The sequence below is a fragment of the Flavobacterium psychraerolatum genome (assembly GCF_025960985.1).
Classification (GTDB): domain Bacteria; phylum Bacteroidota; class Bacteroidia; order Flavobacteriales; family Flavobacteriaceae; genus Flavobacterium.
Genome location: NZ_JAOQMX010000007.1, coordinates 66,323 through 90,298, shown reverse-complemented (window position 1 = coordinate 90,298; position 23,976 = coordinate 66,323). Strand labels below are relative to the sequence as shown.

21 protein-coding genes are annotated in these 23,976 nt (G+C 33.6%); 8 read left to right on the top strand and 13 right to left on the bottom strand.

The annotated features are described in order from the left end of the window. Positions 1 to 1,300 precede the first annotated feature (1,300 nt). The 3 genes from accD to tamL form a co-directional block, all read right to left on the bottom strand. On the bottom strand, positions 1,301 to 2,155 hold the full coding sequence (accD, locus tag M2326_RS04700) for an acetyl-CoA carboxylase, carboxyltransferase subunit beta (protein ID WP_264618399.1): 855 nt from the start codon (positions 2,153 to 2,155) through the stop codon (positions 1,301 to 1,303). 88 nt (positions 2,156 to 2,243) lie between these two features. Beyond that, positions 2,244 to 3,311 (bottom strand): class II fructose-bisphosphate aldolase, encoded by a 1,068-nt coding sequence (fbaA, locus tag M2326_RS04695; protein WP_264618398.1) that lies wholly within the window; start codon positions 3,309 to 3,311, stop codon positions 2,244 to 2,246. Positions 3,312 to 3,376: 65 nt separating this feature from the next. Then, on the bottom strand, positions 3,377 to 5,932 hold the full coding sequence (gene tamL, locus M2326_RS04690) for a translocation and assembly module lipoprotein TamL (protein WP_264618397.1): 2,556 nt from the start codon (positions 5,930 to 5,932) through the stop codon (positions 3,377 to 3,379). A 37-nt stretch (positions 5,933 to 5,969) separates the two neighbouring features. Here tamL and M2326_RS04685 point away from each other — a divergent pair, with 37 nt between their 5' ends. After that, a complete protein-coding gene (locus tag M2326_RS04685; protein ID WP_264618396.1) occupies positions 5,970 to 6,698 on the top strand; it encodes a TrmH family RNA methyltransferase in 729 nt (242 codons plus the stop codon). Between the two features lie 8 nt (positions 6,699 to 6,706). On the opposite strand, the gene porT is transcribed toward M2326_RS04685, so the two are convergent. Both porT and ubiE read right to left on the bottom strand, forming a co-directional pair. Continuing rightward, on the bottom strand, positions 6,707 to 7,417 hold the full coding sequence (porT, locus tag M2326_RS04680) for a type IX secretion/gliding motility protein PorT/SprT (protein ID WP_264618395.1): 711 nt from the start codon (positions 7,415 to 7,417) through the stop codon (positions 6,707 to 6,709). A 25-nt stretch (positions 7,418 to 7,442) separates the two neighbouring features. Further along, positions 7,443 to 8,174, bottom strand: a complete 732-nt coding sequence (ubiE, locus tag M2326_RS04675; protein ID WP_264618394.1) for a bifunctional demethylmenaquinone methyltransferase/2-methoxy-6-polyprenyl-1,4-benzoquinol methylase UbiE — start codon at positions 8,172 to 8,174, stop codon at positions 7,443 to 7,445. Positions 8,175 to 8,554: 380 nt separating this feature from the next. On the opposite strand from ubiE, the gene M2326_RS04670 reads away from it, so the two are divergent. After that, a complete protein-coding gene (locus tag M2326_RS04670) occupies positions 8,555 to 8,872 on the top strand; it encodes a hypothetical protein (protein ID WP_264618393.1) in 318 nt (105 codons plus the stop codon). A 38-nt stretch (positions 8,873 to 8,910) separates the two neighbouring features. Here the strand turns inward: M2326_RS04670 and M2326_RS04665 are convergent, their stop codons facing one another. Both M2326_RS04665 and M2326_RS04660 read right to left on the bottom strand, forming a co-directional pair. Next, positions 8,911 to 9,405 (bottom strand): dihydrofolate reductase, encoded by a 495-nt coding sequence (locus M2326_RS04665; RefSeq protein ID WP_264618392.1) that lies wholly within the window; start codon positions 9,403 to 9,405, stop codon positions 8,911 to 8,913. An 8-nt stretch (positions 9,406 to 9,413) separates the two neighbouring features. Continuing rightward, positions 9,414 to 9,749, bottom strand: coding sequence for a 2TM domain-containing protein (locus M2326_RS04660; RefSeq protein WP_264618391.1), 336 nt, complete (start codon positions 9,747 to 9,749; stop codon positions 9,414 to 9,416). Positions 9,750 to 9,986: 237 nt separating this feature from the next. Here M2326_RS04660 and M2326_RS04655 point away from each other — a divergent pair, with 237 nt between their 5' ends. Then, positions 9,987 to 10,283: an isoamylase early set domain-containing protein gene (locus M2326_RS04655; protein ID WP_264618390.1), complete on the top strand. Its 297-nt coding sequence runs from the start codon at positions 9,987 to 9,989 to the stop codon at positions 10,281 to 10,283. Between the two features lie 70 nt (positions 10,284 to 10,353). On the opposite strand, the gene M2326_RS04650 is transcribed toward M2326_RS04655, so the two are convergent. The 4 genes from M2326_RS04650 to M2326_RS04635 all read right to left on the bottom strand — a co-directional run bounded on the left by M2326_RS04650 (position 10,354) and on the right by M2326_RS04635 (position 13,886). Continuing rightward, positions 10,354 to 11,178: a thymidylate synthase gene (locus tag M2326_RS04650; RefSeq protein WP_264618389.1), complete on the bottom strand. Its 825-nt coding sequence runs from the start codon at positions 11,176 to 11,178 to the stop codon at positions 10,354 to 10,356. Positions 11,179 to 11,234: 56 nt separating this feature from the next. Then, positions 11,235 to 11,864, bottom strand: a complete 630-nt coding sequence (locus M2326_RS04645; protein ID WP_264618388.1) for a bifunctional nuclease family protein — start codon at positions 11,862 to 11,864, stop codon at positions 11,235 to 11,237. A gap of 238 nt (positions 11,865 to 12,102) precedes the next feature. Then, on the bottom strand, positions 12,103 to 13,065 hold the full coding sequence (locus M2326_RS04640) for an electron transfer flavoprotein subunit alpha/FixB family protein (RefSeq protein ID WP_264618387.1): 963 nt from the start codon (positions 13,063 to 13,065) through the stop codon (positions 12,103 to 12,105). Between the two features lie 74 nt (positions 13,066 to 13,139). Next, the gene (locus M2326_RS04635; RefSeq protein WP_264618386.1) at positions 13,140 to 13,886 is read right to left on the bottom strand and encodes an electron transfer flavoprotein subunit beta/FixA family protein; all 747 of its coding nucleotides are present in this window, start codon (positions 13,884 to 13,886) and stop codon (positions 13,140 to 13,142) included. 337 nt (positions 13,887 to 14,223) lie between these two features. Between M2326_RS04635 and M2326_RS04630 the strand changes: the two genes are divergently transcribed. The 3 genes from M2326_RS04630 (at position 14,224) to M2326_RS04620 (ending at position 18,440) form a co-directional block, all read left to right on the top strand. After that, the gene (locus M2326_RS04630) at positions 14,224 to 15,201 is read left to right on the top strand and encodes a pyruvate dehydrogenase complex E1 component subunit beta (RefSeq protein WP_264618385.1); all 978 of its coding nucleotides are present in this window, start codon (positions 14,224 to 14,226) and stop codon (positions 15,199 to 15,201) included. 72 nt (positions 15,202 to 15,273) lie between these two features. Then, positions 15,274 to 17,760 (top strand): DUF5686 and carboxypeptidase regulatory-like domain-containing protein, encoded by a 2,487-nt coding sequence (locus M2326_RS04625; RefSeq protein WP_264618384.1) that lies wholly within the window; start codon positions 15,274 to 15,276, stop codon positions 17,758 to 17,760. Positions 17,761 to 17,906: 146 nt separating this feature from the next. Further along, a complete protein-coding gene (locus tag M2326_RS04620; protein WP_264618383.1) occupies positions 17,907 to 18,440 on the top strand; it encodes an inorganic diphosphatase in 534 nt (177 codons plus the stop codon). A 292-nt stretch (positions 18,441 to 18,732) separates the two neighbouring features. On the opposite strand, the gene M2326_RS04615 is transcribed toward M2326_RS04620, so the two are convergent. Together M2326_RS04615 and M2326_RS04610 are read right to left on the bottom strand one after the other, a co-directional pair. Beyond that, a complete protein-coding gene (locus tag M2326_RS04615) occupies positions 18,733 to 19,347 on the bottom strand; it encodes a deoxynucleoside kinase (RefSeq protein ID WP_264618382.1) in 615 nt (204 codons plus the stop codon). After that, complete coding sequence (locus tag M2326_RS04610; protein WP_264618381.1) at positions 19,347 to 20,135, bottom strand: hypothetical protein; 789 nt, start codon at positions 20,133 to 20,135, stop codon at positions 19,347 to 19,349. The genes M2326_RS04615 and M2326_RS04610 overlap by 1 nt, the downstream gene beginning before the upstream one ends. Positions 20,136 to 20,346: 211 nt before the next feature. On the opposite strand from M2326_RS04610, the gene M2326_RS04605 reads away from it, so the two are divergent. Next, complete coding sequence (locus M2326_RS04605) at positions 20,347 to 21,252, top strand: GLPGLI family protein (RefSeq protein WP_264618380.1); 906 nt, start codon at positions 20,347 to 20,349, stop codon at positions 21,250 to 21,252. Between the two features lie 31 nt (positions 21,253 to 21,283). Beyond that, the gene (locus M2326_RS04600; RefSeq protein WP_264618379.1) at positions 21,284 to 23,971 is read left to right on the top strand and encodes a carboxypeptidase regulatory-like domain-containing protein; all 2,688 of its coding nucleotides are present in this window, start codon (positions 21,284 to 21,286) and stop codon (positions 23,969 to 23,971) included. Positions 23,972 to 23,976 lie beyond the last annotated feature (5 nt).

Genomic DNA, 23,976 nt, shown 5'->3' with positions numbered 1-23,976 from the left:
CAATGATAAAGGTATAGTAGAAGGTGAAGTTTAATGCTTAAAGCTAAATAACAATTGTCGCAAACATCTTAATTTAATTAGTATGGTTTTGATGGTTGTTTATAGGTATTGTCTTTTGGTAAAAGTAGGATTGCTTTTAAGGTTTGATTTATAAGTAAATAGACTGGTTTGCTAAGGTTATTCGTAAATATGTGAGTCTAATAAATACTAAAATGTCCATTGAAAAGCTGTTTTTGTCCAGATCGTTTTCTACTTAGTTATGTTGTGTTTCTTGAAATTTGTATTGTTTTTGCTTTTAAGATTTCACAAAATGCTAACTTTATTGATTGAATTTGATTTCTTCTAATTTGATTTCTTACCAAAATAATGATTTTTTTTTCATTCATTTATTTTTAGTCTAATCGTTTTTCTTTTTTTTCTCTTGTATTGTTTTAAATTTTTATAGAAAAGTTCCTAGTATTTATTAATCTTTCGGGCTATTTTGCTTGTAGTTTTTTAAAGGTTCTTTGGGGTAATAGTTTGTTTAGATTTTCGGATTTGTTGGTAATTAATTTGTGTGATATTTTGATAATATGTATTTGTTTCCAAGTGTAAAATAAAAAGGGACTTACAATACAGGTTAGATACCGTAAAATGGAGCCTGTACTTTTGCTAAATAAATTTTTTACTAAGTAAGGGATTACGCTGATCTATCCGGAAAATCCTGTATAAATATTTTTTGTTAATCGATAGAACTGAATTATAAGTTCAGTGATTGTTAAGAATGTTACTACTGTTTTTGTTTTTTAAAACTACTTATTCCTATTGCCGACAATTTTGTGAAGTATTTGAAATTTTCTTTGATTTCGTTGTCTTAACTTGTTGGCAGGTATTTTGAAATTGCTGGTTTTCGACTGAATGCAAACAGGTTTGTGAAGTGGTTGTCAATGTTGCGTTATCACCCTTTCTGAGAGGTTTTCTAGTGTTAAATTTTAGTTTGCTTATACAAGCTTGTCTTTCTGCTTGTCCCTTCTGATGAAGTTAATTTACGAATCTAGTAAAACAGTTTTTAGGTATTGTTTTGTTTAGATTTTTCAAGTAGGTAAATTATTCTTTTAAATTGTGTTTTGAGAAAATATCAATATCACAAGCGTTGATCAAAGTAGTTTCGTTTTGTATGGCAATAGTCAATGCAGGAAGTATGGCTTAAAGCTGGAGGGATGTCCTTGGGAAAGAAATAGTTCTCTCCTATTGGTAAAATATATACTGATGTTTTGTGGAGTATAATACCAAAAAAAATCCCGATTGCTCGGGATTTTATTTATCTAAGTTCGTTGTTTTGAATTAAATCGATATACAAATTAATTTTGTCTTTCAATTCTTTTCTAGCGGTTATAAAGTCTAAGAAACCATGTTCTAGTAAAAACTCGGAGGTTTGAAAGCCTTCGGGTAAGTCTTTACCTGTAGTGTCTCGCACTACACGTGGTCCTGCGAAGCCTATTAAAGCTCCGGGCTCTGCGATATTAATATCTCCCAGCATGGCGTAAGAAGCGGTAGTTCCTCCTGTTGTAGGATCGGTACATAGAGAGATATAAGGTAATTTAGCTTCTGCCAATTGTGCTAGTTTTACAGATGTTTTGGCTAATTGCATTAAAGAATAAGCAGCTTCCATCATACGTGCTCCACCTGATTTAGAAATCATCACAAATGGTAATCTGTTTTTGATGGCGTGGTCAATTCCTCTTGCGATTTTTTCTCCCACAACAGCGCCCATAGATCCACCAATGAAGGCGAAGTCCATGCAACAAATTACTAAATCTTTTCCTTTTGACTTTCCAACTCCTGTACGTACGGCGTCTTTTAGTTTGGTTTTTTCGGTAACTTGTTTCAGACGGTCTGAGTATTTCTTTGTGTCAACAAAGTTCAAAGGGTCTTTGGAAGTTAGATTTTTATCCAATTCTACAAATTCATTGTTATCGAATAAAATATCAAAATAAGTTGCACTACCTATTCTTACATGAAAACCATCTTCTGGACTTACGAATAAGTTACGTTCTAATTCGTCAGCATCAATGATTTTACCGGTAGGAGATTTGTACCATAGTCCTTTTGGAACATCCATTTTGTCTTCGGTAGCAGTAGTGATTCCCTTTTCTTGTCGTTTAAACCAAGCCATATCAGTTAATTAAAAGTTATGAATTATAAGTTATGAGTTGTGAAATAGGCAAGAGGCTTGACTATTCACAACTCATAATTCATGATTTTTATAGTGTATTCACATTGTTTAAGTCAGCAAATGCTTGCTCAAGTCTTGTGTTGAATGTTACTTCACTTTCACGAATCCATTTTCTTGGGTCGTAATATTTTTTGTTAGGAACATCACTTCCTTCTGGGTTACCAATTTGAGTTTTCAAATAGTCGATGTTTTTCACCATGTAGTCACGGATACCTTCTGTGTATGCAAACTGCAAGTCAGTATCAATGTTCATTTTGATAACACCATAGCTAATTCCTTCTCTGATCTCTTCTACTGTAGAACCTGATCCACCGTGGAAAACGAAGTCAACTGGGTTGTTACCTGTGTTGAATTTCTTTTGAACGAAATCTTGAGAGTTTTTAAGAATTTTTGGAGTTAATTTTACGTTACCTGGCTTGTATACTCCGTGAACGTTTCCAAAAGCTGCAGCGATAGTAAATTTAGGGCTTATTTTAGATAATTCTTCATAAGCAAATGATACTTCTTCTGGTTGAGTGTATAATTTAGAGCTATCAACGTCAGAGTTGTCAACACCATCTTCTTCACCACCAGTGATTCCTAATTCGATTTCCAAAGTCATTCCCATTTTACTCATACGAGCTAGGTAACCTTTGCAAATTTCGATGTTTTCTTCGATTGGCTCTTCAGATAAATCAATCATGTGAGAGCTAAACAATGGTTTTCCTGTTGCAGCAAAATGCTCTTCTGATGCATCTAATAAACCATCGATCCAAGGTAATAATTTTTTCGCACAGTGATCAGTGTGTAAAATTACAGTTGCTCCGTAAGCTGCTGCAAGAGCATGTACGTGTTTTGCACCTGCGATACCACCTGCGATAGCTGATTTTTCACCTGCATTAGATAATCCTTTTCCAGCGTTGAATTGAGCTCCACCGTTTGAAAATTGAATAATAACTGGAGCATTTAATTTTGCTGCCGTTTCTAGAACTCCGTTGATAGTGCTTGAACCTGTTACGTTTACCGCAGGAAGAGCAAAACCTTTTTCTTTTGCATAGTTGAAAATTTCTTGAACTTGATCTCCTGTAGCTACGCCGGGTTTGATGTTGTGTGCCATTTTAAAATGTTTTTAGTTACTTCTAGTTTTTAGTTTAAGACTGCAAAAATAAGAATTAAATAGCATTAGAAGGGGTAATTGATACCAAAATTTACCACAGATTTAGAAATATTCAATTCTTTAAACCATTTTTGACCCGAATTATAGGCTGGATTGAAGGTTTTGAATCCAAAATCAAAACGTACAATGAAAAAACTTAAGTCGTATCGTAATCCAAATCCTGTACCTAATGCTATTTTTTCTAAACTCTTTATACTTGTGAAAGTGTATTTTTCATCTGTAACATTATCTAGCACATTCCAAATGTTTCCTGCATCAGCAAAAAGTGCCCCTTTTAATTGTCCTAAGATTTTAAATCGAAATTCGGCACTCAAAGCAATCTTCATGTTGGCTTCGTTAAAGTCATTTGTGGCTCCACTGCTTCCTGGTCCTAGACTATAAGGTTGCCAAGCACGATTGTCATTGGATCCTCCCGCAAAATAACTTCGTGAAAAAGGTATATTTTTGGAGTTCCCAAAAGGAATTGCTATTCCGAAAAAGGATCGTACAGCCAAGACTTTCTCTTTGGTTAAGTCCCAGTGTTTAATGTAATCAAATTCTGTTTTTATGTATTCCGAGTATTCCAAATTGAATAATTCGTAGTTTCCATTAGAGTTGTAATGAAGGTCTGTTGCCCTTGCAATCATTGATAAAAGTGAACCAGCAGATTCTATTTTTGTCTTAACATGGTAGAAGGTATTATCTTGAAGGTCTGTTTTTGTTGTTTTAGAAAAAGTGAAACTTGTGGATAGTATAAATGAGTTTTCGGTTAATCTCACGCGTCGTTCCTCAATACTTTTTACCGATTTGTATTCATCATCGGTAGTTGTTAGTGCTGTTTTTCCATTGATTACATCTGATGTAAATGCAGAAGTACCATTCTGAATGGATAAATTTCCATTACTATCAAGGTTTGTTGCGTCTATGTTATATGTTTTTCCAATAGAATTTAATGCATTATAGGAGGAACCATAAACATTAAAATAGTTGTTAGGGTTTAAGTTTCGTACAAATTGAGCATTAAGAAAGTCAAAACGTGCGGTATTGTTTTTCTTGGGAGTCCAATTGTATGCAAAAGCACCTGTGAAATTTTCTTTGTCAAGACCAATGTTTGTTTGTCTCGAAAAACCAATGGCAATCAAAGTCGAAGGTATCATGCTTTTGGGTATTACTTTTTCTGTACCAAAAGGCATGAATATTCGAGGGAAATTTAATTTAAAATCTAGTCCGTACTCGGATACATTGAAAAATTGATTTTTTGGGTTGGCTAAATCTTTTGATGATCCTAGATTGGCTCTTGCGGAAATCTCCAAGGTTTCTGCACCTTTAAATAAGTTTCGAATAGAAAGAGTAGGGCTAAAAGCGATTCCGATATCTTGTATGTTGGAATGTGTTACATCTGCGGAGGCGCCAAAGCTATATTTTTTTCTAGGAGTTAGATATATTTTTGCAATTAAGGAGCTAGAGGTCGTATCTCTTTTATCAATTTCATATTGAATTATTGGATAATTAAAAACCTTAAGATTGCTTAAGTATCTGGTTGTTAAGACGGTTTTTGAATCTGCGAAATAAGATCCTTTATTAATAAAAATACCATCGGTAATAGCATGCGGTTTGTACTGTAGCTTTTCGTGGCTATACAAATTAAAATTTTTATAGGATACACTATCCTTTATAGGTTTACTATTGTTGTTCGCAGTATAGTCTGGATAAATATTTACATCGCTAATTTTATACCTCTTGAAAGGTTTTGTTTTTGTAGAGTCTTGATCTTGGTATGAATAATTATTAATAATAAGGTTTACATTCGCTTTGTCTTCTTTTTGAATGGTATCAATATCATAGTTCATGTATGTGGGTTGGAAGTAGTATACCCCATTGTTTCTGAAAAGTGTAGTTATACGAATCTTTTCTTCTTCAAAATTTTCTGTTTTAAACTGTGTTCCTGTCTTTAAAAAGCTTAAAGCCTTTGTTGCATTGTATAAAGAGTCTAGTACAGGTGTAGTAATAGAGGTTTTTAAAGTGTCTAGCAAGTATGGTTTTCCTGTGGTGATAGTATAGCGTATTTCACCTCGTTTGGGTTTTAGACTATCAAGCTCGTAATTGGCTTTTACTTTGAAATACCCATTGTTAAAATAGTAATATTTTAACCTCGAAACAGATTTTATGGATTTTATTGTATCGATGATTACTGGTGGTTCCCCCGTTTTTTTTAAAAAATCATGAATACCGTGATACCAGAATGATTTACCCAAACGATTTACCTGTTTGGCAGATAACCATTTTGATTTGCGTTCATATTTTTTTGGATTTGCTGTGAATTTGGCTTGATAAGTTGAGTCTGGATTAAGGTTGGCAAGGTTGTATAAATTCAATCGTAAAGGGTATCCAAGGAGTTTTCCGTTTGGTTTTTGGTATATTTGATTGGTGACATTTTCCTCTGTTGTATTCTTCCCATTCACAAGAATTTTGTTTTTTGTAAGCAGGAGTTTTCCAACTGGAACTCTTTTTTCGGCGTTACAGGCAACGATTAATATTCCTAATAGAATAATAAATGATATTTTTGTAGAAAGTTTTCTCAAGTGTTCTAAAATATTTAATTCAAAAGTACATATTTTTATGGTTAGTAAAAACCAAATCAAACTTATAACAAGTTTACAGCAGAAAAAGTATCGAATTGCTCATCAAATGTTTATTGCTGAAGGGGTAAAAGGGGTTCAGGAATTATTGAATTCTAATTTTGATCTAGTTCATTTGTACACGACCAAAAATGATTTTTCAGACGTTTCCGTAATAAATAAAACCATAACGGATGAAGCCGATTTGAAAAAAATATCTGCCCTCGCAACTCCCAATAGTTGCTTGGCAATTTTCAAAATGCCAGAAGAGCAACCTATTGTTGAATCTGGATTAATACTGGCCTTGGATGCGATTAGGGATCCTGGAAATATGGGGACAATTCTTCGATTGTGTGATTGGTTTGGGGTCAAACAATTATTGTGCTCTACAGAAACAGTTGATATCTATAATCCAAAAGTGGTGCAAGCTACAATGGGATCTATTTCTAGGGTAAATGTCAATTATGTTGATTTAAATACATATCTAAAGCAATCTACCAAGGCAATTTTTGGTACTTTTATGGATAGTAATTCAATTTATAAAACAAGTTTACCTCAAGAAGGAATCATTGTAATGGGCAACGAGGCTAATGGAATTTCATCAGAAATCGAAAAAATAGTGACCAATAGACTTACAATTCCTCGTTATGGAGACTTACAACAAACAGAAAGTTTGAATGTAGCCACGGCAACAGCAATTATTCTGAGTGAGTTTAGAAGGTCACTATAAAACAAAAGTTAATGAAAAGTAAAGTTGATTAAAATCGCTCTGCTTTTCATGGAGTCTATGTTTCCTGTCCATTTACTGTTTGGATCATTATCTCTTATTAATTCATCTTTTAAACCAAATAAGCCTCTTATTGAGGGAGAGAAGATAAAATATTCTGAAAAAATATCAATTCCAAAACCAAGCTCATAACTTGACGTCCATGGTTTTACTCTGAAGGTTTGCTCTAGGTTATCATCTTTAGATTTTGAATTGCTAGATAGGTTTAATGTTGTGGAAATTCCGCCAACAAGATATGGACGGATATTTCCTGTCCTAAGAGCAGAAAATTTCAATAGTAAAGGTAAGTGTATATAGGTACTGCTTACTTCTCGCAATGTTTCTCCTTCAGTTGGAAACCCAGGGAAGGATAAATCTCTTTTTGTATAATATAATCCCGGCTCAAAACGCAGATTGATGTGTTTTTGAAGTTTTAAATCGGTTACAATTCCTACATTAAAACCGGTTGTTTTTTTTACTAATATATCTATAGGTTGTTTATTTTTGTAGTCTATCTTAAAATCGAAGGAATTAAAACCTAGATAATATCCAAAGTAAACTCTTTGTTTTTGAAAGTTTTCAAGATGTATTATAGGATCTTTCCCAAACATATTAGTTCCTGATTGTGCTATACCTTCGATGGACAGTGTAAGTAAAATTAGAAGTGCCGCTATTTTGTTCATGTTTGCGCTTGCTGTAATATCAATATTATTTTTTAGATGCAGAATAAATGGTAGCAACTCCAAAAGTTTGGGGCAATGCTTTTACATCTATAAACCCAGTTTTTCTTAAAATATTGTTCAAAGCTTCACCATAAGGGAATTGCGCTGCAGATTCAGATAGATAGCCATAAGCTACATTGTCTTTTGAAAAAAGTTTTCCTATTAATGGTAAAATGTTTTTGGTGTAAAAATGATATCCCTGCTTAAAGGGTGTTTTGTCGGGAACTGAGGTCTCTAATATGACAAAAGTCCCGTTAGGTTTTAATACTCTTAGAATTTCAGAAAGTCCTTTTTCTAGATGTTCGAAATTGCGTACACCAAAGGCAACTGTTATAGCGTCAAAATAATTGTCTTCAAATGGCATGTTTTCGGAGTCTGCTAAGACCATGTCAATTGTATTAGAAAGGTTTTTTGCTGCAATTTTCTTTTTTCCCACTTCAAGCATACCGGATGAAATATCAAGTCCTATGATTTTTTTAGCTTTGGTTTGAGCCATTAATATTGCTAAGTCACCAGTTCCAGTTGCAATGTCAAGAATCGTATTGGGATTTGATTTTTTGACAATATTTAATACTTTTTTACGCCACTTTACATCAATCCCAAATGAAATTACGCGGTTTAAATTATCGTAGTTCCCAGAGATAGTATCAAACATTTGTGCGACTTGTTCTTTTTTACTTAAATCGGAACCTTTATAAGGGGTGATATTTTTTGACATTATATTTTTTTATTTTTTACAAATATAATACAATCTATTTTGAACTTTAATTCGTATTCCAAAATAGCCTCAAAAATATTTTTAGTATGTATATTCATTCTATGAGTAGCTATTATTTTAGGGTCTTAGTTTTGAATTAATTATCTTAAAGTTGGAAATTTTATTTGTAATTCTTACTTACTGTGTAAGTAGGTTAATACGTGTTTAAATTATTTAATCACTTGTTTTTCAGGGTATTGTGATGTTGCTTGTCTGTTTGTTGTAGTAAAGAGATGACGCGAAATGCAGAAGTTATTAATGAAATATCACTAAAAGTGGGTATTGTGGGGAAGGGATAAAATGTCGAATTTTACATTATAAATGAAAAACGTTTATTTACAATGATTATTAAGGAAAGAACGGGTCAAATCAAGTGGGTAATTTTTGCGCTAGTTATTTCGTTTGTTCTTGTTGCTTTTTTTGACGGTGCCGCTTTCAAAGGTGGTAGTTTGTTATTAACGCAAAATACGTTCTTAGGATTAAATTTGTTTTTGGAAATTTTAATTTTCTTTGTCTTTAGTACCTTCGTGGTATTTGGTATTAAAGGCTATTTTGAGATGTACTCTCAAAAAACATCAAACGTTATTATCTTCCTTACGGGAGCTATGTTAACCTTTGTAATTTTTATATTAAGTTGTCAGATTCTGCTTCAAAAGTAGATTGTCTTTCCTCATTTCATTGTAAAAAAAACACCCCTTTAAGGGGTGTTTTTATTTTTTATAAAAGTTTGGTAGGTATAGTCAAAAAGGTGTCTTTCGTCTTTATATTGCGATTCAGTTTTTGTTAGCTTCCATTCTTTAGGGTTTATTTCAGGAAAAAAAGTATCCGCTTCAAAATCATGATGTACTCTCGTTATTTCTAGCACATCGGCATGAGGTAAAGCTTGTTTGTATATTTCGCCACCTCCAATAATATAGGAGTCTTCTTCTTTAGGGCATCTTGATAACGCTTCGTTTAAACTTCCTACTACAATGCAGCCTTCAGGCTTGTAATCATCTTGTCTACTGATTACTATATGGATTCTATTTGGTAATGGTTTAGGGAAGCTTTCAAATGTTTTTCTACCCATTATTATATGATGTCCAGTAGTTAATGATTTGAATCTTTTAAAGTCATTTGGTAAGTGCCAAACAAGTTCATTGTTTTTTCCTAAGGCATTATTCTCTGCTACTGCAGCAATCATTATTATCATAACGCATACTATTTATTTGATGTTTCTTCGTTTAATTTTGTTGACATGTCTGTAATTTTTTTTGACTGCAAAGCGACTAACCTGTCGATTTGTTCTCTTTCCCAGTTTTTGTTCATAAAGCGATCTGTTATAAATACTTTTACAAAATGTAAAATAAATAAAAATGCCCAAAGGGTTAAGCCTAAAATAAGCCAGTTCAAGTTGAAGGTGAAGGTTATTATTTTTGTAGCCAAGAAAGCAAATAAACTGCTGGAAATGAGTAGTACAAAATGGAAGTATAATCGTTTTTTTTGTTTAATTCTTCTTCTAGCATATTCATATAATTCATGTTGATCGCGTTCCATAAGTGTGATTTTAAAGTATAAAGATAAAATATAAATTAGAAACTAGCTATTTTATATGTTTAATAGTTAATAAGAAAACGATTTCTTTTTTTGCAAATGAATAAATTTCCTTGTTAAATTATTGAATAGTTAGAAAATTAACACAATACATATTATTGTGGTAAAACTATGATGATACTGTGTAAACTTCAGAATATTTTATTTCCTTTGTTACATAATATTAAAAATGAAATAGTTATGTCAATAAAGAAACAGTTTATAAAGTCGAAACCAGTTTGTAAAGTCACATTTTCTGTCGAAGCTAAAGAAGCAACTAATGCATCAGTAGTTGGGGATTTTAACAATTGGAGTGTTGAAGATGGGGTTTTAAATAAATTGAAAAACGGAACTTTCAAAGGTGTTTTTGAATTAGCTAAAGATGCTTCTTATGAGTTTAAGTATGTGATTGATGGTGAATACGTAAACGATAATGAAGCAGATTCTTTAAAATGGAATGAATTTGCTGGTACTCAAAACGGAGTATTAGAAGTATAGTTTATAATAAAAAAATCCGCTGAAAAGCGGATTTTTTTATTTTATTTGTTTCTATTAATAGCATTAGTGATTAAATAGAGACGCTTCCTTTTATTCCTGCATGTGGTTCGTATCCCTCTAGGGTAAAATCATCAAAGTCAAAATCAAAAATATTCATGATCTCAGGATTCAAAATCATTTTTGGTAATGCTTTTGGTTCTCTGGATAGCTGTAGTTCAAGTTGCTCAAAATGATTATTGTAGATGTGGGCGTCGCCAAAGGTATGGATGAACTCACCCAAGCCTAGCTTGCAGACTTGTGCAATCATCATCGTCAATAAAGCGTACGATGCGATGTTAAAAGGTACTCCCAAAAATATATCAGCACTACGCTGGTATAATTGACAGGATAGTTTTCCGTCGGCTACATAGAACTGAAAAAAGGCATGACATGGGGGTAAGGCTGCTTTGTTATTCGCTACATTTTCTGCGAATGATTTAGATGTGTCTGGAAGTACAGATGGGTTCCAAGCTGAAACAATCATCCTACGGCTATTAGGATTAGTTTTTAGCTCTTTAATTAGTTCTTTAATTTGATCTATCTCTTCGTTATTCCAATTGCGCCATTGATGTCCGTAAACAGGGCCTAGGTCGCCATTTTCATCTGCCCAAGCATCCCAAATTTTCACACCGTTTTTTTGAAGATAGTCTATATTAGTATCTCCTTTTAGGAACCATAGCAATTCATAAATAATAGACTTTAGGTGTAATTTTTTGGTTGTAACCATCGGGAATCCTTCGTTTAGGTCAAAACGCATTTGATGTCCAAACACACTTTTGGTTCCGGTTCCAGTTCGATCTCCTTTTTGGCAACCATTTTCCATTACATGTTTTACCAGATCTATATATTGCTTCATTATAATAATGTTTTGTGGGTTGTTCTTTAGGTTCTATTTTTATAAAATATCGCTTATTAAGATTCCCTTTTAGAAATTTCATCTCTAACTTTAGCAGCTTTTTCATAATCTTCATTATCGACTGCTATTTCAAGTAATTCTGTTAATTCTTGAAGGCTATTTTTTTGAAAAGGACGATCTGTAAGTTGATTGTCTTCTTCATTTCCAAATGTTTCTGGATTAGAAAGGATGTCATCAATTTCCTGTGAATCTTTGTCGCTATCTTGAGGGTTTGTTTTTAAATAAATTCCCGCCTTGTCAAGAATGTTTTTATAAGTAAAAATAGGCGCGTTAAATCGCAAAGCCAATGCAATAGCATCAGAAGTTCTTGCGTCTATGATTTCTTCAATTTTATCTCTCTCGCAAATAATACTTGAGTAGAATACACCGTCGACTAATTTATGAATAATAACTTGTTTTACAACGATGTCAAAACGCTCTGCGAAATTTTTAAATAAATCATGCGTCAATGGGCGAGGCGGTTTTATTTCTTTTTCTAATGCAATCGCAATAGATTGCGCTTCAAAAGCTCCAATTACAATGGGTAGTTTTCTTTCGCCATCAACTTCATTCAAAATTAAAGCATAAGCTCCATTTTGTGTCTGACTGTAAGAGATGCCTTTTATAGATAGTTTAACTAAGCTCATGTTTGTTTTAGGTTTTAGATTCTAGTGACTAAAATCAGAGTATTATTTAGTAACCAATTCTACTTATTTTACAATTGCGAACAAGTGAAGTGATAAGCATACAAAGAAACAAAATCTTTTCTTAGCCGCAAAAGTATTTGACGTATTGTGAAATCAAAAATGGCTAAGGTTTTTTTATCAAAAAAGAGCTATCTAATTATAATTAGGATAGCTCTTTTGAGAAAAAAAAATAAAAAAATTATTGTGCTTTAAAAACTTTTAGTTTTTCAATAAGTTTTGGTACTACTTCAAAAGCATCCCCTACAATACCATAATCAGCCACTTTGAAGAAAGGAGCTTCAGGATCTATATTGATTACTACTTTTACTTTAGAAGAGTTGATTCCGGCAATGTGTTGGATTGCACCAGAAATTCCGATTGCAATATATAAATTCGCGGATACAGGTTTCCCCGTTTGTCCAACGTGTTCTCCGTGAGGTCTCCACCCTAAGTCAGAAACAGGTTTTGAACAAGCTGTTGCTGCCCCAAGCACAGCGGCAAGGTCTTCTATAAGTCCCCAGTTTTCGGGCCCTTTTAATCCACGTCCTCCAGAAACAACAATATCGGCGTCTGCAATAGATACTTTTCCACTGGCTTTTTCTGTAGATTCTATTTTTATTCCAAAATCAGAATCATTTATTGTTGGTAAAAAATCTTCTTCGGTAAGGCTAGCGCTAGATTCTACAATTCCAAAGGAGTTTTTTGCTAGTCCAAGAACTTTTACTTCGGTTGTGATTTCTGTAATATTGAAAGCTTTGTTTGAGAAAGCATTTCTTTTAACTTGAAAGGGAGATGTGCTTACAGGTAGTCCAACTACATTCGATGCAAAACCAGCGTCCAATGAAACGGCTACAAGCGATGAAAGGTAAGCGCTATCGGTTGTAGAGGATAAAACTACTACTTTAGCATTCTCGTTTTTGGCTGCTTGTTGAATAGCGTCTGCATATGCTTTTGCTGTAAAGCTTGTTAGTTTAGGATTGTTTACCTTTAATACTTTGTCTACTCCGTATTTTGCTAGTTCAGAAGCATCGGTAGTGTTAAATGTAATTGCTGTAACAGTTGAGCCTAATGCTTCGGCTACTTTTTTTGCGTAAGAAGCCAATTCAAATGCTACTTTTTTGAATTTTCCTTCTGCAGATTCTGCGTATATTAGTATTGACATGTTTTTTTTGTTTAATGGTTTAAAGTATAAAATTTCAGGTTTTGTTGCTGAAAATTGTGACTAAAAACGAATTGCTAGATTACCTTTGCTTCGGTGTGTAATAAAGTGATTAACTCATCCAAGTTGTCTGCAGAAATTAACTTAACTGCCGACTTTGCAGCTGGTTTTTCAAATTTAACTGCTTTGGTGTTTGTGCTTGCTTCAATTGGTTCAACAACGGTCAACGGTTTTGATCTCGCAGTCATAATCCCTCTCATGTTGGGGATTTTTAATTCTTTTTCATCAACCAATCCTTTTTGTCCTCCAATAATTATTGGTAACGAAGTAGATACATTTTCTTTACCTCCATCTATTTCACGAACTGCTTTTGCAGTTGTACCGTCAATAGTAAGTTCTGTACATGAATTTATGAAGTTAAAACTGGTCAATGCTGCTACCATTCCAGGTACCATTCCACCATTATAATCTAGTGATTCTTTACCGGCAATCACTACGTCATAACCACCATTTTTGATTATTTCTGCCAATTGTTTGGCAACAAAAAAACCATCTGTAGGAGTTGCGTTTACACGAATTGCCTCATTAGCACCAATTGCCAATGCTTTTCTAAGTGTAGGCTCAGTTTCTGGTCCACCAACGTTAACTACTGTTACTGTAGCGCCTTGTTGTTCTTGAAACCAAATAGCACGTGTTAATCCGTACTCATCATTTGGGTTGATAACAAATTGTACACCGTTGGTATCAAATTCAGAATCGTTGTTGGTAAAATTAATCTTTGAGGTAGTATCAGGTACATGACTGATGCAAACTAGTATTTTCATAAGGTTCCTGTTTATTTTTTCTATTTTAGAGGTAACTAATTGATATTTATTCGATTTAAGTCGAGTAAGGATCTTGTTTTTCTATAATATTAGTATTAATATGACTTGATTGAATTACAAATTTAGAATAAAAATTGAAATAATTTACTATGCACGCATAATAAAATTTGTTTAAAACTGTGTTTTTAATCAAATTATCGTGTTTGAACACTGTCAAATTGTGAAGATATAACAAATAACTATATATTTCGGCGCATTATTTTGTTCTAAATTATGGGTTAAGTGATTTTAAATATTTATTTTTGCTTTTCGAAAAATATACATATACAATTATAATATGAGAACGATACAATTTAGAGAGGCGATTTGTGAAGCAATGAGTGAAGAAATGCGTCACGACGAGTCTGTTTACTTGATGGGTGAGGAAGTTGCTGAATATAACGGCGCTTACAAAGCTTCAAAAGGTATGCTTGCAGAATTTGGAGAGAAAAGAGTTATTGATACTCCAATTGCAGAGTTAGGTTTTACAGGTATTGCAGTAGGTTCAGCGATGAACGGTTGTCGTCCAATTGTAGAATATATGACTTTCAACTTTTGTTTAGTTGGTATAGATCAAATTATAAATAACGCTGCCAAGATGCGTCAAATGACAGGAGGACAGTTTAATGTGCCGATCGTTTTTCGTGGGCCAACTGCTTCTGCAGGACAATTGGGAGCAACACACTCACAGGCGCTAGAAAACTGGTTTGCAAATACTCCAGGTCTAAAAGTTGTAGTTCCATCTACTCCTTATGATGCAAAAGGATTATTGAAAGCAGCTATTCGTGATAATGATCCAGTGATCTTTATGGAATCGGAGCAAATGTATGGTGATAAAGGGGAAGTTCCAGATGGTGAATATATCATTCCAATTGGAGTTGCAGACATCAAGCGTGAAGGAACAGATGTTACAATCGTTTCTTTTGGTAAAATTATCAAAGAAGCTTTCATCGCAGCTACTGAATTGGCCGAAGAAGGTATCTCTTGTGAAATCATTGATTTAAGAACGGTTCGCCCATTGGATATTGATGCTATTTTAACTTCTGTTAAAAAAACAAATAGATTAGTAATTCTTGAAGAAGCTTGGCCTTTTGCAAGTGTTTCTTCTGAGATTACATACTTGGTTCAAGAGCGTGCATTTGATTTCTTGGATGCTCCAGTACAAAGAATTACTACAGCAGATACACCAGCACCGTATTCGCCAGTTTTATTGGCAGAATGGTTGCCCAATGCAGGTGATGTTGTAAAAGCAGTTAAAAAGGTGTTGAATAAATAAAAAATTCAATTAGAATACTATCATAGCTTCATCATGCGTTTGTATGATGAAGTTTTTTTTTAAAAGATAATTATGAATAAATATTATGTAATCCTTTTATTTTTGATATTTGGAACACTCACAAATGTTTTGGCACAGACCAAAGTGAGTGGAATGATTTTGGATGATTCCAATCAGCCAGTACCATTTGCCAATGTTGTTTTTAAAGACTCCAATGAAGGGACCATGTCAAACGAAGATGGTCGTTTTTATATAGAATCAGAAAAGGGATATGATGCAATTGTAATTACTTCGGTTGGCTATTCAGATAAAGTTGCTATTTTGCCCAAAGCGATCAATTATAACTTTAAAGTTATAGTTGCTTCTGCCGAAAGTTTGAAAGAAGTCACCATTTTTACAGGAAAAACATCCAAGAAAAATAATCCAGCTTTGGATATTCTTCGAAAAATATGGGAACACAAACGTAAAAATGGTCTTTCTCAATTCGATTATTATCAAATGGAAAAGTATGAGAAAGTCGAGTTTGATATGAATACTATTGATAGTGCTTTCATGAAAAGTAAGTTGTTCAAAGGTATGGAATTTGTCTTTAATCATATGGACACATCAAGGGTTACTGGAAAAACCTATTTACCTATATTTATCAACGAATCATTATACGATGTTTATGGAAACAATATAGCTAAGAAAGTAAAAGAGAAAATAAAAGCAAATAAAAATTCGGGCTTTAGTGATAATCAGCAAATCCTATCTTTTGTCAAGGATTTGTATTCAGACTATGATATTTATAATAATCACTTGACCTTTTTTGATAAAAGTTTTACTAGCCCATTATCAAAAACGGGTATTGATACTTATAATTATGTGCTAAGAGATAGTGCTTTTGTAAATAAAAAGTGGTGTTACAATATTCTGTTTTACCCAAGAAGAAAAAATGAGCTAACCTTCAAAGGAGATTTTTGGGTGTCTGATACTACTTTTGCGATTAAGAAAATTAATATGGCGGTAACTAAAAGCGCCAATATTAACTGGGTAAAAGATATTTATATCGAACAAGAATTTGAAGTTCAAAATGATTCCATCTTTTTGTTGACGAGAGATTATATGATGTCTGATTTTGCTTTGAATAAAAAAGAAGAATCAAAAGGAATGTATGGTAAGCGTACTACTTTGTATCAAAATCATAAATTTAATATCGAAAAACCTCTAAGTCTGTACAAAGATGAGGTGAATTATATTGATAATGAGGTCTATAGTAGATCTGAAGCTTATTGGGATGATAATCGATTTGAAAACCTAAATAAAGACGAAAGAGGTATTTATAAAATGCTTGATACTTTACAAACGGTTAATAAGTTCAAACAATTGTATAATGTTGTTTCTATTTTGGGGAGTGGGTACATACAATCTGGACATTTTGACTATGGGCCTATTTTTTCATCTTTTGGGTACAATACGGTTGAGGGTGTTCGTTTACGATTAGGGGGAAGGACTTATTTTGGTCCAAATGATTATTGGAGATTACAAGGATATACCGCTTACGGTTTTGGCGATAATAAATTCAAATACGGCATCTCTGGAAAGTGGATGGTGGATAAGAAGAAAAGAATTATCTTGTCTGGAGGAAATAGACGTGATGTGGAGCAAATAGGTGCGAGTTTGACCAGTACCAATGATGTTTTAGGACGAAGTTTTGCTTCATCTTCCCTTTTTTCTACAGGAAGTAATGGTAAGTTGACTAATATCAATCTTACTAATGTGGCTGTAGAAATAGAACCGATTAAGAATTTGACTTTTCAAACAGGCTTTTCCTATCGAACATTAGAGTCAGCATCCAATACTTTTAGTTTAGATTATTACACGGATAACACTCAGACAACGACACAAAGTGCTGTAAAACAATCAGAAGTCAGTCTTCAAATTCAATATACACCTAACAGAAAAACGATTGGCTATGGTGTGGAACGAGGAAATGTTGATAGTCCCTACAGTCATTTTTTAGTGAATTATAACCACGGTTTCAAAGGGCTTTTGGGTAGTGATTTTGAATATGAAAAAATACAGTTGTATTATAAACAACCTATTATCATTGGGCCTTTGGGAAGATCAAATATTATTGTAGAGGTAGGGAAAACTTTTGGTCAAATTCCACTTGGTTTGATGAATGTGATTCCTGGAAACCAAACCTACTTTACGATAGAAAACACTTTCAGTAACTTGAATTTTTATGAATTTGTAACCGATCAATATGCAACGATTCAATGGAACCATAATTTTGGAGGAAGGCTTTTTAGTCGAATTCCATTTATGCGTAAGCTGAATTGGAGAGAAATTGTTGGGGTAAAATCGGTATATGGTTCAATTTCGGATGCAAATAAGGCAATCAATGCTTCAGGGCTTGTGTATAATGCTCCTGAGAACGGATATTGGGAATATAGTGCTGGTATTGGGAATATTTTCAAAGTACTTCGAATCGATTTTGCCTGGAGAGGAAATTATTTAAATGCTCCAGAAGCACAAAAATTCTCCGTAAAAGGTTCTTTCGGTTTTTATTTTTAAAAGAAAAAAGACAAATAATTACAATATCTAGTCCTGTATACTCCTAAAGCTTTCAGAATCTACTGTTTTAAGAGCGATATTTCTTGGAATAAAAATGTTTTTGACTATTTTTGTAACCGATAAATTGAAATAAAAGATAAATAAATATGAGTGCAGAAAAAACTATTACTTTCGATGTTTTAATCGAAATACCAAGAGGGAGCAGAAACAAATACGAATATGATTTTGAAATCAAAAGAATGCGTTTTGATAGAATGTTATTTTCTTCCATGATGTATCCTGCTGATTACGGATTTATTCCTGAAACATTAGCACTTGATGGTGACCCATTAGATGTTTTGGTTTTGGTAAATGAAGCAACATTTCCTGGTTGTGTAATGGAAGTTAAGCCAATCGGAGTTTTCTTGATGGCTGATGATAAAGGACCAGACGAAAAAATTATCTGTGTACCCGTTTCAGATCCAATCTGGAATTCACTTGAAAACTTATCTGATATGAATCCTCACTTGGTGAAAGAAATTGAACACTTCTTCCAAGTGTATAAAGATTTAGAAAACAAAAAAGTTGATGTTGGTGGATGGGGAGATCTTGATGATGCATTGAGAATTATCCAAGAATGTAAAGATCGTTTTGAAGCAATTCCAAATAAACCAGAAGGATTGTTTACTATCAAATTGTAAATAGGCATCTATTCGGTACATAATAAAAAAAGCAATATTCAATTAAGAATATTGCTTTTTTGTTTTGGATCAGCTTGTGTTCTAATTTTGGAAAAGAATAGAGAATTAAAACCCAATAGATGCCATTATTATTATGTCAGATAATGCACAGTCGCCATACAATCTGTGGTTCTCTACTTCTTTCGTATGGACAATAGAGTGCTATTATAAAAGTAGTGAGACTTAAAAGGTTTAATGTAAATAAAAAAAGGGCTGCTGTAGAATAAATCTGCAGCAGCTCTTATTTTATTTTCTAAAATAATCCGTTTAACTCAGCATCAATTCGGTTGATGATGGTTCCTAGATCTTCGGGGTTGTCTACAAAATTGATATTGTCTACATCTATAATTAGTAGTTTTCCACGGTCATAGGTGTGTATCCAAGCCTCATAACGCTCATTAAGACGACTTAAATAATCAATAGAGATTGTCGATTCGTATTCGCGACCTCTTTTGTGTATTTGTCCTACTAGATTGGGTATTGAACTTCTAAGATAAATTAATAAGTCAGGTGCTTTTACCGTTGACTCCATCAATTCAAACAAAGAGGAGTAATTATCAAAGTCACGGTGCGTCATTAAACCCATAGAAAATAAATTGGGTGCAAAAATATGTGCATCTTCATAGATTGTTCTGTCTTGGATAACTTTTTTTCCGCTTTTTCGAATTTGTATAATTTGACGAAAACGACTGTTCAAGAAATAGATTTGTAAATTAAAGGACCAACGCTCCATTTGATGGTAAAAATCATCTAGGTACGGGTTGTCTACTACGTCTTCATAGTGGGGTTCCCATTTGAAGTGCTTGGATAGTAATTGTGTTAATGTGGTTTTTCCTGAACCTATATTTCCTGCTACTGCTATGTGCATTACGGTGTTATGATTTTATAATTTGTAATTCCTTCTTTGGTAAAAATAGATAAAATTTGGTCTTTGTAATAGCATTTTTCTAACGTTTTTTCCACAATCTCAATTTCGTATTTTTTATTTTGGTTATTATCTTGTAAGTAAATTAGATGGTCTTTGGAATAGATGAATTCTTTTTCATTGATAAACTCAATCCATTCATAATCAGGTATTTTATACAAATTTGTAATTTTTCCAAAAAGATTGCACATGAACGCCATGTTTTTGTCGTCTATCCAATAGAAATGATTGAAATCGGTTTGGTAATATTGAATGGTATCTGGAAAAGGAGTCGAAATCGTTTTGTAGGTATTGTTTAGGTAGTTATAAAGTCCGATTTGTTGATCAAGGGTGTTGTAAATCCACAATTGATTCAATCCTGCAATTCCTGTTGCTCTTACGTTTATCGGAATTTCGGATTGTAAGAATAGAATGCGTTGGGTTTCGCTTAGTTGATTGTCCAATAAAATTACAGCATTGAAGTCTTGGTAGAAAAGCACCAATTTTAAGGGGTTATTGAGGTCTATGTTAGTAAGCGTTCCTAGGGAGACATTTTTAAATTCCCAATGTTCTTTTTTTTTGATTTTGGATAGTACTTCATTGTCTACAAAATAGTTGTAACCGTAGAAATCACGTCCAACAAAATTTTTGCTCTGGGTGGGGACAAAACTAATTTTGGTGGCTACAATTTTGTTGTCTTGTGCTTGAATTGAAAGAAAAGTGAATAGTAAGAGTATTAAAGCTTTTTTCATAGTGATGCAAATTACGAAAAAATCTGTTTCGTATTATGGAAACGGTTGTTGTTTTGCGTGAGGGATAGAAGAGGAAAGCCCACAGACAAGTGTAGCGATAGCGGAATTTGTCGAGGACTTGCAACGGATAGCCCGACCCGCTTTTTTTGCGGGTCACGCCCGAAGGATAGTAGTGTATGGAAGAATTATAAATGATATAATAATTTATTTTATGAATAGTAGAAAGATAATAGGAGTGGTGTTGGGACTTGCGTTGGGTTTGTGTGCGCAGGCTCAGGCTCAGGAGTTTCAAGGGATGGCTGTGTATGCCTCCAAGACGAGTTCTGCGGAAATGAAAGATCGTTTTAAAAACGATAAAAACATGACGCCCGACAGGCAAAAGCAAATTGAGGAGCGAATGAAATCGATATTTGAGAAAACATTTATTCTAAATTTTGATAAATCGGCTTCTATTTATAAAGAGGAAGAAAAATTGGACGCACCAGGGCAAGGCAGTGAAGGCCGAATGAAAATGATGAGCTCGATGATGGGGCAAGGCGGTACGCTGTATAAAAATGTAAAAGAAAAGAACTATACGGTGGATAAGGAGTTTATGGGGAAATCTTTTTTGGTGAAAGATTCTTTGGTAAAGCTGAATTGGAAACTGGAAGGAGAAACGAGATTGATTGGTGGGTATAATGCCTTTAAAGCGACTGCTGTTGTTGCTATGAATGAAACGGATATAGGTAGTTTTAGACCTCGATCTGACGAAGAGAAAAGAAAAGAAGATGCCGAAGAAAAGGAAAAGAAAACAAATTTATTGGATCAAATAAAGGCTCCCACAGAACGCGTGGTGACGGCTTGGTACACACCAGAAATCCCTGTAAATCAAGGTCCTGATAAATATTGGGGTTTACCAGGATTAATTTTGGAGATTAATGACGGTAAAACGGTGATTTTATGTTCGAAAATAGTATTGAATCCTAAAGAAAAAGCTGTGATAAAGGCAGCTACTTCGGGTAAAGTGATTAGCCAAAAAGACTATGATGCGACGGTTGTGAAGAAAACCAAAGAATACCGTGAAAATAATCCGAGATCTAGTGGAGGTGGTCCAGGTGGTGGAGGAAGAGGTCGTTAATTAACTGGTTTGTCATTTTTAAAATAATTACATGAAAAATATATATATAGTTGTCTCGTTTTTGTTTTCGGTAGTAATGGTGGGGCAATCGCTAAAATTGGATGGTACCATAGTAGACGTAAAAGGTAAAGCGATCGAAATGGCAAATATAATGGCCGTCAATATGGCGAGTAAAGCGATGGATTCGTATGCGATTACAAACGAGAAAGGAAAGTTTAGTTTGGCGTTGAAACCGGGTACTCATTATAGTGTTAATGTGAGTTATTTGGGGATGCAAAGTAAAACTATTGAGATTGTTACGGGGCAAGAGGATATTACTAAGACAATCACCTTGGAAGAGGGTGGGATAGAATTGGAGGGTGTAGAAATTGTACACGATATGCCAGTTTCTATCAAAGGAGATACGATTGTGTATAATGCTGACTCGTTTAAATCGGGAACAGAACGAAAACTAGAAGATATCTTGAAGAAGCTTCCAGGTGTTGAGGTAAATGATGATGGTGAAGTGGAAGTTGAAGGGAAGAAAGTGACTAAGTTAATGATAGAAGGAAAAGACTTTTTTGACGGTGATACCAAGTTGGGAGTTCAGAATATTCCGGCTGATGCGATTGATAAAATTCAGGTGTTGCGCAACTTTAGTGAAGTTGGAGCCCTAAAAGGTGTTGAAAATAATGAAGAAAGCGTGGCGATGAATATCAAGCTGAAATCGGGTAAAAAGAACTTTTGGTTTGGAGATGTAACTGCAGGTGTAGGTGTTGCGCACGAGGAAAGTAGGTATGTGATTAATCCAAAATTATTTTATTACAGTCCAAAATACAGTATTAACTTGATTACTAATTTTAATAATATTGGAGAATTGCCATTGACAATTCAGGATTATTTTAAATTCACAGGTGGTTTTCGTGGTGTGGCCCAAAAAGGAGGGAGTAGTTTTGATGTTTCTTCTAATGATTTAGGGATTTCGCTTTTACGAAATAATAGGGCCCAAGATATTGAAACTAAATTTGGAGCCACCAACTTTTCATACAATGTAAATAAAGCTTGGAATATAAGTGGTTTTGGAATACTTACGTCCTCGAATACTGATTTGGATACTAAAACTCAAACCACTATATTGGGTTCTGGTGCGCAACAGAATAGTGAAGAAATAGCAGCTCAAAAAAGCAATTTTGGTATGTTTAAATTGAGTTCTAGTTACAAACCAAATGAAAAACTGCAATTGGATTATGATGTGTTAACCAAAGTGTCTAAGCAAGATGAATTATCGTCATTGACTAGGGAATCAATTGTCAAATCAGTGAGTACTACCGAAGATATTTTTACGAACAAAAAGCAAAATCCTATATCTGTAAATCAAAATCTTAATTTGTATTATACTAAGAATGATAAAAATATTTTTGCCTTTGAAGCACAGCATTTATTTCAGGATGAAAACCCGTTTTATAATGCCAATTTAAAAAGTCAACCTTTTAATTTGACAGACTATGTATCTGGTCAAAGTAGAAATAATATCAATCAAGATCGTTTTGTGAAAACAAATAAAATCGATGCCAAATTGGATTATTATTATATGTTGACCAAAACGAGTAATATAAATGTAACGGTGGGTGATACGTACTCAAATCAAGATTTTAATTCACATATCTTTCAGCTGTTAGATAATCAATCGGTAAATGATTTGACAGCTCCACAAGATAATAATCAAGTGAAATATAATTTTAATGATGTGTTTTTGGGCTTGCATTATAAAATTTTGACTGGTAAGTTTACCTTTAATCCGGGAGTGAGTTTACATTATTATGACATGACAAATACACAGCTTGGAAGCGATCATCAGCAAAATTTTTATCGTGCATTGCCTGATTTCTTTGCTTTGTTTCAAATCAAAAAATCACAAACCTTAAGTTATAATTACTCCTTGACCAATAATTTTACAGATATTAATAAATTGGCTGAGGGTTCTGTACTATCCAATTATAGCTCCCTTTTTAGTGGAAATAGGCTTTTGGAAAACGCGACGTCTCAAGTGCATTCTTTGAGATATTTTAAATACAATATGTATAATTTTGAAAATATTTTTGCCAATGCAAGTTATTCAAAAATGATTGATGCAGTCAAAACTAGTTCTGTATTTATGGGGGTAAATCAAGTGTCAACCTCGTATAATTCTAATCTAGCAGACGAAACATTGTCTGGAGCGGGGAGTTATGGTCGTTCTTTTTTAAGGAGTTACAAAGCAAGTTTTAGTACGAGTGTCAATTGGTCAAAATTTAATAATATTCAAAACAGTAGTCTGAGGACTACACAGAGTTTGACACAGAGTTATACGGTAAAAGCATCAACCAATTACAAGAATTTGCCCAATCTAGAAGTAGGTTATAATTACATTGTGAACAAATATAGTGGAGCGACCTTCTTTACGGACAAACCCTTTTTGAAGTTGGATTATTATTTTTTGAATGCCTTCTCTTTTGTATCGGAATATGAGTTTTATAATTATCGAAATGATACTAGAACCATTCAAAATCAATATGATTTTTTGAGTGCAAGTATGATCTATCAGAAAAAAAATTCAAAAATGGAGTATAAATTAGGAGCGACCAATATCTTGAATACAAAATCGCTAAATGATAATAACTTTACCCAGTTTGCGACTTCCAATTCGCAATACACAGTGCAACCGAGGTACGTCGTTTTTTCAATGAAGTATAATCTATAAGTATG

Excerpts from the sequence above, each read along its gene's own strand:
- accD (WP_264618399.1), bottom strand. The coding sequence starts at position 2,155 with ATGGCTTGGTTTAAACGACAAGAAAAGGGAATCACTACTGCTACCGAA.
- fbaA (WP_264618398.1), bottom strand. The coding sequence starts at position 3,311 with ATGGCACACAACATCAAACCCGGCGTAGCTACAGGAGATCAAGTTCAA.
- M2326_RS04685 (WP_264618396.1), top strand. The coding sequence starts at position 5,970 with ATGGTTAGTAAAAACCAAATCAAACTTATAACAAGTTTACAGCAGAAA.
- porT (WP_264618395.1), bottom strand. The coding sequence starts at position 7,417 with ATGAACAAAATAGCGGCACTTCTAATTTTACTTACACTGTCCATCGAA.
- ubiE (WP_264618394.1), bottom strand. The coding sequence starts at position 8,174 with ATGTCAAAAAATATCACCCCTTATAAAGGTTCCGATTTAAGTAAAAAA.
- M2326_RS04670 (WP_264618393.1), top strand. The coding sequence starts at position 8,555 with ATGATTATTAAGGAAAGAACGGGTCAAATCAAGTGGGTAATTTTTGCG.
- M2326_RS04665 (WP_264618392.1), bottom strand. The coding sequence starts at position 9,405 with ATGATAATAATGATTGCTGCAGTAGCAGAGAATAATGCCTTAGGAAAA.
- M2326_RS04660 (WP_264618391.1), bottom strand. The coding sequence starts at position 9,749 with ATGGAACGCGATCAACATGAATTATATGAATATGCTAGAAGAAGAATT.
- M2326_RS04655 (WP_264618390.1), top strand. The coding sequence starts at position 9,987 with ATGTCAATAAAGAAACAGTTTATAAAGTCGAAACCAGTTTGTAAAGTC.
- M2326_RS04650 (WP_264618389.1), bottom strand. The coding sequence starts at position 11,178 with ATGAAGCAATATATAGATCTGGTAAAACATGTAATGGAAAATGGTTGC.
- M2326_RS04645 (WP_264618388.1), bottom strand. The coding sequence starts at position 11,864 with ATGAGCTTAGTTAAACTATCTATAAAAGGCATCTCTTACAGTCAGACA.
- M2326_RS04640 (WP_264618387.1), bottom strand. The coding sequence starts at position 13,065 with ATGTCAATACTAATATACGCAGAATCTGCAGAAGGAAAATTCAAAAAA.
- M2326_RS04635 (WP_264618386.1), bottom strand. The coding sequence starts at position 13,886 with ATGAAAATACTAGTTTGCATCAGTCATGTACCTGATACTACCTCAAAG.
- M2326_RS04630 (WP_264618385.1), top strand. The coding sequence starts at position 14,224 with ATGAGAACGATACAATTTAGAGAGGCGATTTGTGAAGCAATGAGTGAA.
- M2326_RS04625 (WP_264618384.1), top strand. The coding sequence starts at position 15,274 with ATGAATAAATATTATGTAATCCTTTTATTTTTGATATTTGGAACACTC.
- M2326_RS04620 (WP_264618383.1), top strand. The coding sequence starts at position 17,907 with ATGAGTGCAGAAAAAACTATTACTTTCGATGTTTTAATCGAAATACCA.
- M2326_RS04615 (WP_264618382.1), bottom strand. The coding sequence starts at position 19,347 with ATGCACATAGCAGTAGCAGGAAATATAGGTTCAGGAAAAACCACATTA.
- M2326_RS04610 (WP_264618381.1), bottom strand. The coding sequence starts at position 20,135 with ATGAAAAAAGCTTTAATACTCTTACTATTCACTTTTCTTTCAATTCAA.
- M2326_RS04605 (WP_264618380.1), top strand. The coding sequence starts at position 20,347 with ATGAATAGTAGAAAGATAATAGGAGTGGTGTTGGGACTTGCGTTGGGT.
- M2326_RS04600 (WP_264618379.1), top strand. The coding sequence starts at position 21,284 with ATGAAAAATATATATATAGTTGTCTCGTTTTTGTTTTCGGTAGTAATG.